Source organism: Paenibacillus sp. yr247, assembly GCF_900103825.1.
Classification (GTDB): Bacteria; Bacillota; Bacilli; order Paenibacillales; family NBRC-103111; genus Paenibacillus_E.
This window is the reverse complement of the sequence record NZ_FNIF01000045.1, coordinates 1-15,603: the sequence shown is the minus strand read 5'-3', so window position 1 is coordinate 15,603 and position 15,603 is coordinate 1. Positions and strand designations below refer to the sequence as shown.

At 44.8% G+C, this 15,603-nt stretch carries 17 protein-coding genes and 3 pseudogenes; 13 read left to right on the top strand and 7 right to left on the bottom strand.

The features are described 5' to 3' along the window. Positions 1-25 precede the first annotated feature (25 nt). On the bottom strand, positions 26-553 hold the full coding sequence (locus tag BLT91_RS33720; RefSeq protein ID WP_090827647.1) for a LysR family transcriptional regulator: 528 nt from the start codon (positions 551-553) through the stop codon (positions 26-28). Between the two features lie 147 nt (positions 554-700). Here BLT91_RS33720 and BLT91_RS29205 point away from each other — a divergent pair, with 147 nt between their 5' ends. The 5 genes and pseudogenes from BLT91_RS29205 to BLT91_RS34100 all read left to right on the top strand — a co-directional run. Beyond that, complete coding sequence (locus tag BLT91_RS29205) at positions 701-1,942, top strand: MFS transporter (protein WP_090827653.1); 1,242 nt, start codon at positions 701-703, stop codon at positions 1,940-1,942. Between the two features lie 393 nt (positions 1,943-2,335). After that, positions 2,336-2,833 carry an NUDIX domain-containing protein gene (locus BLT91_RS29200; RefSeq protein WP_090827645.1) on the top strand — a complete coding sequence of 166 codons (498 nt, stop codon included), beginning with the start codon at positions 2,336-2,338 and terminating at the stop codon, positions 2,831-2,833. A 325-nt stretch (positions 2,834-3,158) separates the two neighbouring features. Then, positions 3,159-3,347, top strand: coding sequence for a hypothetical protein (locus BLT91_RS34105; protein ID WP_368086867.1), 189 nt, complete (start codon positions 3,159-3,161; stop codon positions 3,345-3,347). After that, the gene (locus BLT91_RS29195; RefSeq protein WP_368086866.1) at positions 3,344-3,700 is read left to right on the top strand and encodes a MarR family winged helix-turn-helix transcriptional regulator; all 357 of its coding nucleotides are present in this window, start codon (positions 3,344-3,346) and stop codon (positions 3,698-3,700) included. The genes BLT91_RS34105 and BLT91_RS29195 overlap by 4 nt, the downstream gene beginning before the upstream one ends. Positions 3,701-3,787: 87 nt before the next feature. Then, a pseudogene (locus BLT91_RS34100) lies at positions 3,788-3,910 on the top strand (DUF2199 domain-containing protein); the annotation flags it as partial. A gap of 63 nt (positions 3,911-3,973) precedes the next feature. On the opposite strand, the gene BLT91_RS29190 reads toward BLT91_RS34100, so the two are convergent. The 4 genes and pseudogenes from BLT91_RS29190 to BLT91_RS32150 all read right to left on the bottom strand — a co-directional run bounded on the left by BLT91_RS29190 (position 3,974) and on the right by BLT91_RS32150 (position 7,146). Then, complete coding sequence (locus tag BLT91_RS29190) at positions 3,974-5,875, bottom strand: TOMM precursor leader peptide-binding protein (RefSeq protein WP_090827651.1); 1,902 nt, start codon at positions 5,873-5,875, stop codon at positions 3,974-3,976. Between the two features lie 120 nt (positions 5,876-5,995). Further along, positions 5,996-6,335 (bottom strand): annotated as a pseudogene (locus BLT91_RS33285) (IS1595 family transposase); the annotation flags it as partial. Positions 6,336-6,693: 358 nt separating this feature from the next. Then, positions 6,694-6,882, bottom strand: a complete 189-nt coding sequence (locus BLT91_RS29185; RefSeq protein ID WP_175532590.1) for a hypothetical protein — start codon at positions 6,880-6,882, stop codon at positions 6,694-6,696. A gap of 75 nt (positions 6,883-6,957) precedes the next feature. Then, positions 6,958-7,146 (bottom strand): hypothetical protein, encoded by a 189-nt coding sequence (locus BLT91_RS32150; protein ID WP_175532589.1) that lies wholly within the window; start codon positions 7,144-7,146, stop codon positions 6,958-6,960. Positions 7,147-7,364: 218 nt separating this feature from the next. Here BLT91_RS32150 and BLT91_RS29180 point away from each other — a divergent pair, with 218 nt between their 5' ends. Further along, complete coding sequence (locus BLT91_RS29180; protein WP_254777194.1) at positions 7,365-7,652, top strand: hypothetical protein; 288 nt, start codon at positions 7,365-7,367, stop codon at positions 7,650-7,652. A 277-nt stretch (positions 7,653-7,929) separates the two neighbouring features. Beyond that, on the top strand, positions 7,930-8,283 hold the full coding sequence (locus tag BLT91_RS29175) for a hypothetical protein (RefSeq protein WP_368086865.1): 354 nt from the start codon (positions 7,930-7,932) through the stop codon (positions 8,281-8,283). A 231-nt stretch (positions 8,284-8,514) separates the two neighbouring features. On the opposite strand, the gene BLT91_RS29170 is transcribed toward BLT91_RS29175, so the two are convergent. Then, on the bottom strand, positions 8,515-8,625 hold the full coding sequence (locus BLT91_RS29170) for a YjcZ family sporulation protein (RefSeq protein WP_090827641.1): 111 nt from the start codon (positions 8,623-8,625) through the stop codon (positions 8,515-8,517). A gap of 520 nt (positions 8,626-9,145) precedes the next feature. Here BLT91_RS29170 and BLT91_RS29165 point away from each other — a divergent pair. The 6 genes and pseudogenes from BLT91_RS29165 to BLT91_RS29140 form a co-directional block, all read left to right on the top strand. Continuing rightward, positions 9,146-9,707: pseudogene (locus BLT91_RS29165) on the top strand (IS4 family transposase); the annotation flags it as partial. Between the two features lie 229 nt (positions 9,708-9,936). Further along, positions 9,937-10,311, top strand: coding sequence for a YmaF family protein (locus BLT91_RS29160; RefSeq protein WP_090827639.1), 375 nt, complete (start codon positions 9,937-9,939; stop codon positions 10,309-10,311). 401 nt (positions 10,312-10,712) lie between these two features. Then, on the top strand, positions 10,713-11,723 hold the full coding sequence (locus tag BLT91_RS29155; protein WP_090827637.1) for a sulfonate ABC transporter substrate-binding protein: 1,011 nt from the start codon (positions 10,713-10,715) through the stop codon (positions 11,721-11,723). A gap of 40 nt (positions 11,724-11,763) precedes the next feature. After that, positions 11,764-12,948, top strand: coding sequence for an FMNH2-dependent alkanesulfonate monooxygenase (ssuD, locus tag BLT91_RS29150; protein ID WP_090827635.1), 1,185 nt, complete (start codon positions 11,764-11,766; stop codon positions 12,946-12,948). Next, positions 12,917-13,699: an aliphatic sulfonate ABC transporter permease SsuC gene (gene ssuC, locus BLT91_RS29145; RefSeq protein ID WP_090827634.1), complete on the top strand. Its 783-nt coding sequence runs from the start codon at positions 12,917-12,919 to the stop codon at positions 13,697-13,699. The genes ssuD and ssuC overlap by 32 nt, the downstream gene beginning before the upstream one ends. A 15-nt stretch (positions 13,700-13,714) precedes the next feature. After that, the gene (locus tag BLT91_RS29140) at positions 13,715-14,494 is read left to right on the top strand and encodes an ATP-binding cassette domain-containing protein (RefSeq protein WP_090827632.1); all 780 of its coding nucleotides are present in this window, start codon (positions 13,715-13,717) and stop codon (positions 14,492-14,494) included. 712 nt (positions 14,495-15,206) lie between these two features. Here BLT91_RS29140 and BLT91_RS29135 read toward each other — a convergent pair. Next, positions 15,207-15,603, bottom strand: a 397-nt coding sequence (locus BLT91_RS29135) for a CAP domain-containing protein (RefSeq protein ID WP_254777193.1), incomplete at its 5' end; no start/stop codon positions are given.

Below are 15,603 nucleotides of genomic sequence, written 5' to 3'. Positions count from 1 at the left end.
GGATGACCCTTAGCAACGGCAAGAACTAACTCGTCATTATACAGCGATTTCGCACAAATTCCAGACGGAGGATTTGAATCTTCCAACTGTGGAAAATATTTATCATCCCATTCATGTGCAAGAGCGAGATCCAATTCGCCCTTCTTAAGTGCCTCAAGAAGCGATCTGGTTGTATTCTCCCTATAAATACTTTAATCCCCGGATACTCAATCCCGAAGGTTGCCAGCATTCGCGGTAGTCTGGTTTGCACTACGGATTCTAGCGCACCTACAGTTACCTTCCCTCTTAGCTGGTTGTTGAATCCTTTGGCGGAATCTTTGGCCCGTTCCGCCTCAGCTAATGTTTTTTCTGCACCAATAAAAAATATCTTTCCTGCCTCAGTAAGCGCTACACCTCGGGCAGAGCGGTTAAACAGCCTTACACCAAGTTCTCGTTCCAGGTTTCTGATTTGCTGCGAGAGCGCCGGTTGGGCGACTTTCAGCCGTTCAGCCGCTCGTGTTAAATTGTTCAATCTCGCGACTTCAACGAAGTAAGCTAATTGTCTAAACTCCATATTTCCGAGATCACCTAATTTTCAAGATATAAGTAAATCATATTGCTACAATAACATATATGTCTTTTTCTTATCAATTTAACTGTAGTAAAGTAATCATCAACAAAAGCTTTTGGGAATGGAGGTTAAAAGTTGAAGCCGGCAATCATGAGGAAATGGTATTATGGATGGAATATTGTCATTGTCACATCATTGATCACAATGCTGACGGTGGGCACACGACTTGGGGCAGGGCCCTTTTTTAATCCGATGTTAGACAGTTTAGGGATAAGTCGTACACTTCTGTCTTCTATTTTTGCCGTTAGTATGATCGTGTACGGGATTGGTATGCCTATAGCCGGTTATCTGGTCGATAAACTCGGTACGCGATTTGTTTTGTTGTCAGGAGCAGTCATGATAGCGATTTCAACGGTTTGGGCGGTCTGTTCGAATGACCCAGTAAGCTTTACGTTTGCTTATAGCATTCTATTGTCCTTAGGCCTTTCGTTTACAAGTCCGATTGCTGTAACTCCTATTGTAAGCAAGTGGTTTACAAGGCAATGGGGAAAGGCGCTCTTTTATTTGTCTACTGGTTCGATGGGAGGGATCGCAATAATGACTCCAATTTTTACATTTGCAATTGAATGGGTTGGATGGAAGACAACGATGCTGTTGCTTGCAGGTTTATTTCTCGTTTTGATTGCGGCCTCTACATTGATTCTAAGTGACGATGCTCCAGTTAACACAGACCTGCTTCCCGGGCAAATCATGATGAATCGAACCGATCTTTCGGCACCAATGATTTCACTGGATAAATGGACCGATGCCCTCGCAACACGCCCTTTTTGGCATATTACTTTTGGTCTTTTCGCATGCGGCTTCAGTATGAATCTATTAGGTTCTCACGGTGTTCCGATGTTGATGGATCATGGTTTTCATGAGCATACGTCTTCTTTCAGCATTGGGTTACTTGGGTTGGTTGCGATGATTAGCAGTGTTTTCTTAGGAAATCTTTCCGACAATATTTCGAAACGGTTGATGCTTTCGAGCATATACATCTTTCGCGGAGCAGAATTTCTTCTAATTGTACTAATCATGTCAGAATGGCAATTGTACATGGTGTCGGCTTTCGGCGGGCTTGTATGGGCGGGAAGTACGGCGCTTTCTTCCGCTATTCTAGGAACTATGTATGGGCTCCGATGGTTGGGTATTTTATACGGTTGGAGTTATTTCATTCATCAAATTGGAGGGGCAGTTGGTGTTTATACTGCCGGTTGGGGATATGAGTTTTTTGGAACACATCTCTTTGCCTTTGGGACAGCGGCCGGCTTATCAGCGCTTGCAGGATTAGTATGTCTGCGGTTGCCCGCGTATAACAAAATTTCAGTTAGTAAAGGAGAGGAAGTCTAATATGAAATTGATCATTCGGAAAGCTGTAAAAATGATATTTCCAGATTATAACTTATAAGAAAAGTGAACCACAGAAAATTTAGTAGAAATTAAACTATGCTGCCAGATCGTGCAGCGAGGCGACCAATAGATTTAGCAAGTTCCAGTATCTTCTGGAGAAGGGTCCAACTTATGCTTTTAACTAAACGGAGAACGATAGTGAAGGAGCTTGCCTCGCGGCAGCTCCTCTTTTTGCTCATCAAAGTAATGGGTAGGATTGTTGATACAAGTACAACAAACGTGGTATGTCTTTAATATCAATATTACAACGAATCCATCTAAAATTAGTTATTTTATTGATAGGATTAAAACATTATTATAAACACGTCCAGAATAATCCAAAGGGTGAGAAAAATGAGTGGTTGGCAAGATTCTTATTTAGGCAAACTTCACAAAGCCATTGGCACACAAAAGATAATCGTAAACTCAGTACGGGCAATCTTACTTGATGATAAAGGTCGTGCCTTGTTTATAAAGCGTAGTGGTGATAAAAAGTGGGGTATGCCTGCAGGAGCCATGGAACGAGATGAATCAGTGTTTGATGCGATGAAGCGTGAAGTTAAGGAAGAAACAGGGCTTGACATTCTTAAGGCAACATTAATTGCTATTTATTCTTCTCCAACAACACAAACATTTACAGCCCGTTGGGGAAACGAGCATCACATAATAGAGTATCTATTTCGAGTCGATGAGTGGACGGGAACGCTTGAAAAAGAGACAGATGAAAGCGTGGATGCTAAGTTTTACCCATTGGATAATCTACCAGAAGCTTCAAGTGAGCTTTTTGCAAAACATCACGAAAGGGTATTTAAAGATTTTATAAAGTTCGATGGAAAAATAATATTAGAATAGTAAACGGCATTGAACTAACGCGCTTCATATGTCGAAATTGGAGTTTTTCGGATATCTCTGGATAACGGTCCGGGCAGCGGCGTGAAGATGATCGGATTAGCATCTGTTTGACCGCGTTTAGCGTACTTGCCGTTAGAGACGATGGTCCATATTCTGGTCCATCAAACATGTGGGAGCTTATCCTTATGATTTCTTATGAGGGTCAGGGATTGTATTTGATTATTGGGCTTGCTATATTGTTACTTTCAATGTTCTCACTTTTCTAGCAAAGAAAAAGTATAATCAAGCGTTGACGGTGAACGTTACTTCAATAAATATCAGGAGAATGCTATCGACAGAAATGAATCGGTCTTCACTTGCAAATAAGATCCAAATGAAAGGCGATGCCTATTTTGAAAACTTGACATCCAGACAATATATGGCGATGATGGCCATTGCACATTTGCAAGAAGATGAAACCACGCTCAACAACATCGCAAGAAAACTGGGAACGGAACCTCCAAACAGAGCGTGAAGCAAATCATCGCGATTTTGGAGAAAAAAGGATATACTCTCATCACGCCTAGCCGGAAGGACAAACGCGCGGTCAACGTCAAAATCACAGAATCGGGAAAACAACTCATGATGGAATCTGCTGAAAAAGGAATCTATTTTTTGACGGATCTTTTCACAGATTTCTCAACGGATGAGCTAGAACAAATGTGGAGCCTTCTGAAGAAAATGTACCGTTTTGACGGTGAAGATCAGGATGGGTTTGAACATGACGGCTACCTTAAACCGGTGGAGAATCAAAGTGAAGTCCAAACAAGGGTGTTAAGGGAATTCGAAAGACGAAGAAAGCAATCCAAAAATGGGGTGTGCGAATGATGAAGAATAGAGGAAAGAGGACCATTTGCGTTGAAGAATATGTTCCCATCAATGGCATAAGTCAATTTTTATATCACCTGGGAGGTGGGTATTAGACCATATATAGAATTAGAACCGAATGAACATCCACTTGCGGTTGAACAGAGAAATTGCATATCAATAAAAAGAGTACAAGAAATAGCAGAACATCTATTACATAAGAATGGCTAGTAAATCATTCCGCTAACGGATAATGACGATATTAATGGGGGTGGCATACTGATCCTTCGCGTCTTATAGAAACGGATGCGGATGCGGATTGAGTTGACCGGCCGTCAGCGGCTCTTTTGCATATCCAAGCTCCGCCGGCACCCGAAGCGCTCTCTTCAGCCCCGTCAAGCGTTGCAAATGATGTCCGAACGTCATCGGCAGCATTCCCGGAATCAGAACTTTTACGCAATGCAGCCCGTTTAGCAGCGTTTCCGGCGACGACTGATCCACCGCGATCACATCGAGGTTCAAGCGGCTAAACACCTCGATCGTGTCCTTCAGATCATCTGTCAGATCCGCATGACTTGCCTTACGCTTGAACTCCTCGTCAAACGTTCTGAGCGGACGCTGTCCGTCCAGCAAAAATTGCAGCCGTTCCTCTGCTTGCGGCAAACCGTACAGCATGACATGATCCTCCATTTGCCATACGAGAAACGGATCGTCGAGCATTTGCATAAAATGTTCCCGGCCCGCCTCAAATTTCTCTTGCAGGAAGATCAGCCTGCCGGCCAATTCGTGAATGGCGCTTTTCGCGGCCCGTACCGGATCCAAATGTGCTCCCGCCGCACAGATAAGATTCATCTTCCCGGGGCTGACGCTTTTCGCGAGCGCCCAAATGCTCGGAATCCCATTCTCCATCGTCATGTTAAACAAATGTACATCGTATCCGGCAACTGCGCGCAGCCTTTCGACCATGAGCCGCAGTTCCTGATCGTTAGCGGAATAGGGGTCCAGGCGCGGGATAGTCAACTGAGCGTACCAAGTTATCAGGAACGAGTCGCGCTCAGCCACTTCCAAAATTCCGTACAAGACGGCTTCCTCCAAGCTTCCGCCTAACGCACACCCGTTGGAGCCTTCCTGGACAAAGCCGCCACCGAATCCCGAGCTGTAATAAGCGAGACTCTCCGGAACAAGGATCGGACACTTCCGCACTAGCGAATAGCCCCATACCCAATCGATCGGGAGGTCGTGATCAAACGGTTCGAACGTGAAATCAGGCTGCGCGTGCTGTTCCTTCGAATATAACCCTACCTTGGAGGGGTCGAGCGCATGATCCGCAACACGGTTGTAGCTGTCGTAGATTACGGTCCGTTTGCCGCGGGGGGTTATACCGCAGTGTCGCTCCAATCCTTCCAAGATCGCGGTCAATTCGCTTTCCGCATAAGAAAAGCTGCGGCCTCCCGTTATCTCATCTCCCATCAGAAACGACGGCAGATTGACCCCCACCCCGGCAAACGGCGACACGAGGTCAAGCATCTTGGCATTAAATACGCCGGTCCGGGAATCCATATAGTCTTTGGCCAAATGTTGTTTCAGGTCGTCTATCGGACGGCAGCGGTAACTGTCGGCGCTTATCTTCGGTCTCGGCTTGAGCGAAATGTTGGCCGCCGCCGATGAATCGTCGGGCAAGCGGCCGCACACAGGACAAAGCGGGTCAGGCAGAATGAAATGGAGTGAGCTATTCAGAGTTTTCAGATTAATGATATACATATGCTCTTCCGTATGGGCTCGGCTGCCCCGCAGCACTCGCTGCGTCTCGGCAATCAGCAAGTGAGCTGCATGCCAAAGTCCTGCAGGCGAAGATCTTACGGCACGTTGTATGTCCCCAGGCGACGCCGTGAAACGCCGGTCATCCGCACACTGGGAGCATCCCGGCACACCCGGACGAACCAAAGGCCCGACTATGCCTTCATCCATTGAAATAAAGCCCCGCAGCCACGGGATGCCGGCCTGCTGCAGCGCCTCTTCAGCCTCGATGTATCCGGAGGAAGGCCAGTCATCGTGCAGCACCACAACCAATTTCGCCGCTTTCGGTATGTCTGAAGTGAAATCTGTCTGTCGAACGACCTGATAACAGTCCAATAGCTTTCCGCATACGAAGTCGGCCAATAAACCTTCTCCGACAACTGATATGATAGCATTCACGCAGATCACCTCATCTCGCAGCAATGTGCCCCACTCGTTTCGGCGGGTTTCTCCGCTAATCTCCCCGAGGCCGAAGAGAAGAAACTGCCGGTCGGCAGCCCCTATGATTGTTATCTTGGTTTGCTTCCCGATCTTATCGTCCAAAAAATGAGTCTCATAGCTTTCAATGATTCCGCTAAGTTGATTATTGCCGAGGGAACGCAAGGCGTAAAGAATTTTATGTCTCCAATAGAAAGCCGTTGAAACATGTATTTTAAGCTTCTCTGTAATTTTAGGAAGCGTATATCCATCTACCATTAACTTGAAATATTTAAAGTAACGCTGGCGACCACGATATTTTCCGTTCCGCTTCACACTTAAACTTCCACAATAAAGGCATGCCAATTGACTTCTCGGATATCGCCAGTAATCCATGAATCTTGGGAGCAGGAGATAAGGTATCTTTAATCGCTTGAAACAGACGTAGTTGCTCTTGTTTTGTTAGGTCGGTGAAATCTTCATATACGCTAAGTCAATTTTTTCCGAATATTACCCTTTCTTTAAGATGATTTCATTATATATTAGTGATGACTAGTATATGCACGTATTGGACAAGGTGCTTACAATTTTTCAATAATAACCCCATGTTGATTATCACGTTTTGGGAATTAAATTCTGCAGTATTTATTTAAACTACAAAGGATTCTTTTTCTTTCATAAGGGAGTAGACCTCCGTATTCAAGGATCACCATCGAGCGGAGGCTCTGGTAAGTAAATACGTCAATTTCATCTTTTATAAACTCGCTTTGCTTCATCCTTTTACTTTCAGTAATCTCATGCTATTTAAATATACAATTAGAGATGCGCCAGTCTTGGTTAACCCCAACGGCTTGAAGCCCTTTAAGAGCTTTCACAGAGGTATCACGAATGTCATCCGCCACCGCCATAATACCGAATATCTTCTCTTTTGTTCCTATAATAACGATTGTATTTCCTTCTTGCTGAAGGGAAAGGATTTGGGATTCCATTCTGCGAGAGAGGTGTTTAGCTCCGGAACAATTTAAGGTTACCAGCAAAGTATTCCTCATCGCCAATAGTCTCGCCTACACCTTACTGACGATGTTTCTGAACTTATCGCTTAGAAGGGTAGAGATGCCTTTATCTTTGAAGTACGCAACGACTGCTTTTGCGGTGGGGTGCGTGGAGTATTCTTCTAGCGTTCGCGCAATACTGAGCAGCTCTTCTTCATTTGATCGCGTTACTACAACTTGGGATAATGTGAAAGTACCCAAAAGGGACTAGAGGGAGCCGAACCACGTATGCCCCGGCGAAGGCCCATGGAACGCGCGATGATCTTGGAATGCAGCGCCTTATGGACTGGAAAAGTGGCGTTTTTTGTAGGTGAACGACTGTTTTTATGCATGGGTGGACAGGTATCCAATCGATGTTACCTACACAGGAGTATATTGTATAGCAATGTATCTCTGTTGGCAGAAGGAGGTGGACGTTCGTGACATCCCAAATTCGGAAAGAGGACGTTCGTAAAATGGTCGGTAAACAAATTATGGCACTGAAGAAAGACGGAACAACCGTATCAGGCAAATTGGTCAGAATTAGCGGAAACACATTGATTGTAGCTCCACAAAAAGGTAAAAAAGTACAGGTTAAAGCGATCATCCCATTGGTATTGTTTGATCTCTTAGCCATCGGCACTGAACCTTTTGCATTCGGTGGTTTTGGCGGGTTCCCGTTTGGCGGCGGCTTTGGCGGCTTCGGTGGTCCAGGATTCTGGTGGTAAAATGAAATAAGGGGGCTGCACCGAGATTTATTTCGGCGCAGCCCTTTTTTTATTGAAGTTTTTATATATGGTTAGGCTCCTCGAGTATGCTTCGTTTGCTTCAATGTTTTAATTGTCATAACTGTCACAACTTTTTCCATGCCTATTTTAAGGGGGGCACTTCACTACATTGGCTGCAGGGCTTTCCTTAAAGTATAAGACATGAGGGACAAATAGCTGTACATAAAATTACTTGTGAAGAGTTGGGACAGATCGGGAATTATGGAGGAGGAATAAAATGACAAATTTGAACCATTCGATGCGACCGAAGATGAAAAGGGATACGTTTTTTCTCCATAATCCAAACGGTAGTGTGTATTTTCGAAACAACGAAAGCTCGTTCCGCATGGAAGACGAGTTGATCGATCAGTGGATTGAAAAACTGATATCGATATTCAACGGGGGGAATAGGTTAGAGGATTTGACAGACGGATTGCCAGACCAACACCGGAACCAGGTATATAGAACTGCAGTAATGTTGTATCGTAATGGCTTTGTTCAGGATGTGAGCCAAGACACTCCACATCAATTGCCGGAATGGGTTCTCAAAGAGTATGCTTCTCAAATTGAATTTTTGGACAACCCGGAATAAATAACCGCAAATTCCCCCTATGTGTCCACGCATTATTTTTAAATTTGAATCTTATATATTAAGCCTCCATAGCCACCCATCACATATTTCACCCTTCATTTACCATAAAAAAAGTTACCCTGAGATTAAGATTAAGGGTGACTTTTTTTATGATTAGAACAACGAAAAAAAACGGCCCGTATTTTATTTCGCGGCCGTTTTTCTCGTTGTTCTTTGTGTTGGATTAAGGAATTACCATACAAAAACTGATGTGATGATAACCAAAAGAATAAAAAGAACCAAGACAATTGCTGTGCTTGCACCGTAACCTGCACAACTTGCACCATAACCTACTGCTCCCATGTTTACTCATTCCTTTCTGGTGATTTGTCACTACGGTATAAAATATGTTCGTTAAATAGTGTTTGCTTGGACGTATGAACCAAATTGAGCTTTGGAATAGCCGGCATTCGTAAAAAAGAATTCGGATGGTCCCTGCAGGTGAGTGACGGCAGCTATGTTGGTGTTTGTGAATTTGTACCACCGGAAGCCCGATCTGCATTTTTCAAAATAGCCGAGCAATTAAATCGAACAGAAACTGAGAATTGGTATTATCTTGATCCGCTCATTCAGTGCCGGGTTAAATACCTTTTCATAACACCCGGAAAAAATAACCGCAAATTCCCCCTATGTGTCCACACATTATTTTTAAATTTGAATCTTATATATTAAGCCTCCACAGCCACCCATCTCATATTTCACCCTTCATTTACCATAAAAAAGTCACCCTGAGATTAAGATTAAGGGTGACTTTTTTTATGATAACTCAACTTTCGCACCTACGAAAAACTAATTAAGCCTTTTGGTTGCAAGGGTAAGCCTTGAAATTTTGGGCTCCGTCATCGCCGAAACCGTTTGCGGATTACCCGCTAAGTTCGTGTTTGTTCAAAATCGCAACAAGTGCCGAGAATGGTTGGTCATTATCAGCACGGACTTGACGATGAGCGAAGACGAAATCGTGCGAATCTATGGTATGCGTTGGAGTATCGAGACGTTTTTCAAATTTACAAAGAGCTATCTTAAACTGGGAACCGAGTTCCATGGCCGTTCTTTTGACATGCTGATCAGATACACGACGGTTGTGTTCGGTCGTTATTTGGTGATGGAATATGAGCGTCGCCAAGAAAATGACGAAAAGTCGCTAGGTGGTCTGTTTTTCCTTTTTGCAGATGAGGTTAGGGATTTAGATTACCAGACGGCTCTACAACAACTCATGACGTTATTTATATAGTTGACTCATGCAAAGACCAAACGTGAAAAGTCATCGGAAATTTTGTCAACTCCGCGAATGGATCTCTGGTTTGCCTTGCTATATCAAGGGTTTGTTTGGAGAACTAAGCTGCGAAAGTATACATGGCGATGAAATCCTGCGAATGAGTGAGTAAATGTGAGATAAACCCTTAAAACCGAGGGACGGGCAGTAATGCTTCATAAATAGAGGCGTGGTAACTCCAAAATCGTTGTTATATTAACGGGTTTTAGAAAATACCCAGTGGCATCACATCTATATCAATAAAATGATATAAATAATCTCAGTAAACTGTACCTTTCAAATTGACTGAAAAAGCATTTGATATATTAGAAAGTCAAAAAATTTGAAAGGTAGTGTTCAAGATGTCTTTTAGCCGAATTCAACATCGTATGCAAGGTGTTACATCTGTTACACGTCAGCACCAACATTTGTTCAGTAATGTAACAGATCTTTTAATTCGAATCCCTGGTTCTCACAGACATACATTTCAAGGGATAACGAATACGACAAATGGACATCGACACATGTATTCAGGGACAACCGGGCCAGCTATTAATGGACAAGGCGCTAATCATTTTCACCGGTTCAGAATCGTAACACAGGTAGCTAATGGGCATACCCATATCATTATGGGTAGAACTACAGTTCCGATCTTAATTAGTGGAGTCATGTCCCACGGATTAATCATTGAAAAAGTCATTCAGGTAAAAAAATACCCCTCTAGAGAGGGGCAATAGGATTTGCATGAATAGGAGGAGGCAGCCGGCTAAGATTGGACCGGCTACCTCCTCCGAGGGACGGGCAGTAATGTTCAATAAAAAACCATGAATAGAAATGGCACACTTAACAAGTGCTTTTCCAGTTGCTCGCACATGATCAAAATCATTTCGAGCCAATGATTATACGCCAGCTGCCGGTTTGAGGCGTTTAGTCTTTTTTTCGCATAAAAAACTATTGACGAATTAGATTAATGTTGGTAAATTAAAACCAAGTAAATTCATGTGAATAATCATGTATCGACCGGACCGCCGGAGACACAAGCTAAACTTCCATTACGGGAGAGCTGTGTCTCTTTTTGCATCGTTTCGGTGCCTACATGTAACAAAAGACTATTTTAATAAGAAAAGGGGTCTCGAAAATGAAAAAAAATCTACTAGTTACTTTCGTTTTATCCATGCTTCTAGTTACGGCATTAAGTGGTTGCGGATCGGCTTCCAAGTCAACAACGGGCGCAGCAGATACGAAGGCACCTGCAGCCACAGCAGAGGAAAGAAAAGAGAACAGCACAACTGTTCGAATCGGATACCAGAAATACGGCACGGTGAACTTCCTGAAAGCCAACGGGGAGCTTGATAAAGTGTTAAAAGAAAAAGGCATCACAATTCAATGGACAGAGTTTCCAGGTGGTCCTCAGCTGCTGGAAGCCATGAATGTTGGAAGCATTGATGTGGGGCATACCGGTGAAGCACCGCCAATTTTTGCGCAAGCTGCAGGAACGCCGCTCGTTTACTTAGGACATGAACCGGCCAGCCCGGCCAGTGAAGCGATCCTCATCCCGGAGAAGTCAGAGATTAAATCCGTTGCCGATCTTAAGGGGAAAAAGGTTGCGTTGAATAAAGGCTCTAACGTGCACTATTTGTTAGTGAAGCAGCTTGAAAAGGCTGGTTTGAAATATGAAGATATTCAAGTTGTTTTCCTATCTCCGGCAGATGCCAGAGCTGCTTTTGAAAAAGGCAGTGTGGATGCTTGGGTGATTTGGGATCCGTTCTTTGCAGCGGTTGAGACTTCAGCGAAAGCGAAAATTTTGGCAGATGGAAAGGACACGGTTGCGAACTATGAGTTTATTCTATCTACTCGTTCTTATGCTGAAAATAATAAAGAAACGGTCAAAGTCTTACTGGATCAATTGGCAAAAGTGGACTCTTTGTCTAAGGATCGTCCAAAGGAGCTTGCCGAGACGCTATCTCCTCAGCTAGGTATTGATGTTCCTTCCTTGGAACGCGCAGCAAAACGCAGAACATATGGCATTCAACCGATTGATGATGCGTTGATCGCTGAACAGCAGAAAATTGCCGATACGTTTTTCAAACTGGGCTTAATTCCCAAAGAAATTAAAGTGAAAGATGCTGTATTACCGGCTATGAAATAGATTCGAGCTTAACAATAACGATTAAAGGGAGACGATGAAGATGGAAGTATTCTGGTTCATTCCGACACACGGAGACAGCAGATACATTGGGACAACGAAAGGGGCGCGCGCGGTCGATTACGGCTATATGAAGCAGATTGCTCAAGCGGCTGATCAGTTGGGCTTTGGCGGCGTACTGCTTCCGACGGGCAGATCTTGCGAGGATGCATGGGTTGTAGCATCTTCCTTGATTCCTGCGACAGAGCGACTTAAATTCCTCGTCGCCGTCAGACCGGGCTTGATGTCGCCGACCCTTTCGGCCAGAATGGCCTCCACCTTCGATCGCTTATCGAACGGTCGTTTGCTAATCAACGTCGTAACAGGCGGCGATACTCAGGAGCTTGAAGCCGATGGGCTCTTCTTGGATCATGATGCCCGCTATGATTTGACCAACGAATTCCTGCATATCTGGCGCAAAGAGCTTGCCGGTGAACAAGTAGATTTCACGGGTAAGCATCTGCAAGTCAAAGGTGGGAAGATCGTCTATCCGCCAATCCAAGCGCCGTACCCGCCACTTTATTTCGGTGGTTCCTCGCCGGCAGGGATTGAGGTAGCAGCGGATCATGTTGATGTTTACTTAACTTGGGGAGAGCCTCCTTCTCAAGTAGAGGAAAAAATAAAGACGGTTCGCGAAGCCGCTACTAAGCGAGGACGAACGGTGAAATTCGGAATACGTCTGCATGTCATCGTGCGCGAAACCTCAGAGGAAGCCTGGGCGGATGCCGATCGGTTAATTTCTCATCTGGATGATGAAACCATTGCTTCTGCGCAGAAAATATTTGCGCGTATGGACTCCGAAGGCCAACGCCGCATGGCCGAACTGCACAAGGGTGATCGGACGAAGTTGGAAATTAGTCCCAATCTATGGGCGGGTATCGGACTTGTTCGTGGAGGGGCAGGGACAGCCTTAGTGGGTGATCCCGAGAATGTTGCCGCACGAATGAAGGAGTATGCGGATCTTGGTATTGAGACTTTCATTTTCTCTGGCTATCCGCACTTGGAGGAGGCTTATCGGACTGCGGAGCTGCTTTTCCCGCATCTGCCTCTGAAGACCAACCTGAATCGAACGAACGAACCTGTTAATTACGTGAGCCCGTTCGGAGAGCTAATTGCCAATACGGAATTGCCAAAGCCGGTGAAGGGGGTTCGGTCTGATGAAAACCAACCTGTCAAAGTCTCTGGTTAAACAGTTGCTCCCCTGGGCGCTTCCGATTGTGCTTATCGTTCTATGGCAGTTATTGGGGCAGTTTGGGGTGATATCCACCAGAATGCTATCTACACCTTCGGCAGTCCTTGCAGCGGGTATTCATTTGGCACAGAAAGGCACCTTATTTGATTATATTGGTGCCAGTTCCAAACGGGCTTTTATCGGCTTTGCTATAGGAGGCAGTATCGGCTTTGCGTTGGGCTTGATTAATGGGCTTATTCCTATCCTTGAAAAGGTTACTGACACATCGGTACAAATGCTGCGGAATATCCCGCATCTCTCGATGATTCCTTTGGTCATTCTCTGGTTTGGTATCGGCGAAGAAGGCAAGCTCTTCCTAGTTGCGTTAGGTGTGTTTTTCCCGATTTATTTAAATACCTTTCATGGCATTCGATCAGTAGATCCAGGGTTGATTGAAATGGGCCGTGTTTACGGGCTTCGCCATTTTCATTTGTTCCGCAAAGTCATCGTTCCCGGAGCGCTGCCCTCTATTTTGGTCGGGGTTCGTTTCTCATTAGGTATCATGTGGATAACGTTAATCGTTGCAGAGACGATTTCATCCAGTTCAGGGATTGGCTACATGGCGATGAATGCCAGGGAGTTTCTACAAATGGATGTTGTTATTCTGAGTATTTTCGTTTACGCATTGCTCGGCAAGATATCAGACTATATAGCAAAGCTTTTGGAACGCGCGTGGCTCCAGTGGCATCCTAATTTCTTAAAATCATAGAGGAGAGTGGGCACGATGGCGGAGAGTAAGGGCATTCGATTGCAAGTGAAGCAAGCAGCGAAGCATTTTGGTCAAAAGCAAGTGCTGCATGAAGTGGAGCTTGATGCAGCACCGGGTGAGTTTATTGCGATTGTCGGGCGCAGCGGCTGCGGCAAAAGCACATTTTTGCGCTTAATCGCCGGGCTTGATAAGCCATCAAGTGGAAAAATCGAAGTGGACGGCCAGCAGGTGAAAGGCATTCATTCGGATACGCGTGTGTTGTTTCAAGATGCCCGTCTTCTTCCGTGGAACCGCGTGCTCGCGAATGTTCAAGTTGGAGTGAAAGATGGTTCGCGCTCAAGAGCGGAGGAGGTTCTTGCGCTAGTGGGGCTAGCGGACAGAACTAATGAATGGCCAGCGGTCCTGTCTGGCGGGCAACGCCAACGTGTTGCTTTGGCCCGTGCTTTGGCCGGTCAGCCTCGTTTGCTTCTGCTGGATGAGCCGCTTGGCGCCTTGGATGCTTTGACACGCATTGAAATGCAGCAGTTGATTGAACGCCTCTGGTTTCAGCAGAGGTTTACAGCTTTGCTTGTTACGCATGATGTTTCAGAAGCCGTTCAGCTCGCTGATCGTGTAATTTTAATCGAAGAAGGCAAGATTACCCTGGATGTGAAAATATCGCTTCCGCGCCCTCGCGTGCGGGACAGCGGTTTCGCTTATTTTGAACAATTGATTCTCGATCGGATTTTGGTAAAGGAACAAAATCCTGCTTTAGCAGAAATCGCAGCAAACAACAAATATGCCTTTTCCATATAGAGCGTTCATCCTTACATGAAAAATACCACTTCAAGGCGGTACTGCTGGTGGGCGAATGAGGGTGGATGATCTGAAAGGGTAATTTTTTCAATACTTGTTTGAAGGAGGCGTCTCATCTGCCACTTACCGAGCACTGAAACATATCATATTGAACTACCCTGAAAATCTCACATAGTAGAGAACTAAAAATGGTAATACGAAATTAGGCGCAGCTATTACGTTTTTTTCAAAAGGCTGCGTCTCATGTTTTTAATATGAGCGAGGTATGAGGCATCGGGAGAAGCGATTGTTACTGTAAAGCCAAGATTCTCTAGCCTACGAATGGATTGTTAGACGATGACATCTTGCTGTCGTTTTTCAAAATAATCAGCACCTAAATCTCGGTAATCTTCGTTGCGAGTTAAGAGGTGGTAGGCGATCTTCATAATGGCGTGTGCAACAGCAACAGCCGCTTTACGACCACCTTTGATTGTGAAGCTTCAAGAAGTGCCGAACTTTATTTTCTAGTCCCTGGTTGTCGCTGTTTCGATTTCGGGGGGGCAGTCTAATACTTATTTTACGGAGTCTGACGGTTTTCTGTAATTAAAAGCCGCGTACTCTCAAGACATTCAGTCTAATACTTTATTTTCACCAGACACCTAAGGCATTAGAGAAATAGACCCCGACTCTCAAATCGGAGAGTTAGGGTCTTGCTTTTATATTTAGAGATTTATTAGTTAGCGATGAATTCTTGCACCCATTCGCCATTGTAATAGCCGACACCGATTTTGGTATAATTCGGACTTAAAATGTTTTGACGATGACCTGCGCTATTCATCCATGACGTCATAACGTCTTGCGGTTTTTGCTGCCCCATGGCAATATTTTCGCCGGCATAGCTGTATTGAATACTATACGAGTTCATCATGTCAAACGGAGAACCGTAGGTAGGCGATGTATGGTCAAAGTAATGGTTATTATACATGTCCTTGGCTTTATCCAGTGCCATTGCTGACAATGCTTTGTCCATAACAAGCGGACTCAGACCAGCCTTAGCGCGTTCCTGATTTACTAAGGAAACCACTTGATCTGCAAAAGAAGACTGACTGCTTACAGGCTTTGGTGCTGGT

What these genes read in the sequence shown, in the direction of transcription:
- BLT91_RS33720 (WP_090827647.1), bottom strand. Translation starts at nt 553, where the DNA reads ATGGAGTTTAGACAATTAGCTTACTTCGTTGAAGTCGCGAGATTGAAC.
- BLT91_RS29205 (WP_090827653.1), top strand. Translation starts at nt 701, where the DNA reads ATGAGGAAATGGTATTATGGATGGAATATTGTCATTGTCACATCATTG.
- BLT91_RS29200 (WP_090827645.1), top strand. Translation starts at nt 2,336, where the DNA reads ATGAGTGGTTGGCAAGATTCTTATTTAGGCAAACTTCACAAAGCCATT.
- BLT91_RS34105 (WP_368086867.1), top strand. Translation starts at nt 3,159, where the DNA reads ATGCTATCGACAGAAATGAATCGGTCTTCACTTGCAAATAAGATCCAA.
- BLT91_RS29185 (WP_175532590.1), bottom strand. Translation starts at nt 6,882, where the DNA reads ATGGAATCCCAAATCCTTTCCCTTCAGCAAGAAGGAAATACAATCGTT.
- BLT91_RS29175 (WP_368086865.1), top strand. Translation starts at nt 7,930, where the DNA reads ATGACAAATTTGAACCATTCGATGCGACCGAAGATGAAAAGGGATACG.
- BLT91_RS29170 (WP_090827641.1), bottom strand. Translation starts at nt 8,625, where the DNA reads ATGGGAGCAGTAGGTTATGGTGCAAGTTGTGCAGGTTACGGTGCAAGC.
- BLT91_RS29160 (WP_090827639.1), top strand. Translation starts at nt 9,937, where the DNA reads ATGTCTTTTAGCCGAATTCAACATCGTATGCAAGGTGTTACATCTGTT.
- BLT91_RS29155 (WP_090827637.1), top strand. Translation starts at nt 10,713, where the DNA reads ATGAAAAAAAATCTACTAGTTACTTTCGTTTTATCCATGCTTCTAGTT.
- ssuD (WP_090827635.1), top strand. Translation starts at nt 11,764, where the DNA reads ATGGAAGTATTCTGGTTCATTCCGACACACGGAGACAGCAGATACATT.
- ssuC (WP_090827634.1), top strand. Translation starts at nt 12,917, where the DNA reads ATGAAAACCAACCTGTCAAAGTCTCTGGTTAAACAGTTGCTCCCCTGG.
- BLT91_RS29140 (WP_090827632.1), top strand. Translation starts at nt 13,715, where the DNA reads ATGGCGGAGAGTAAGGGCATTCGATTGCAAGTGAAGCAAGCAGCGAAG.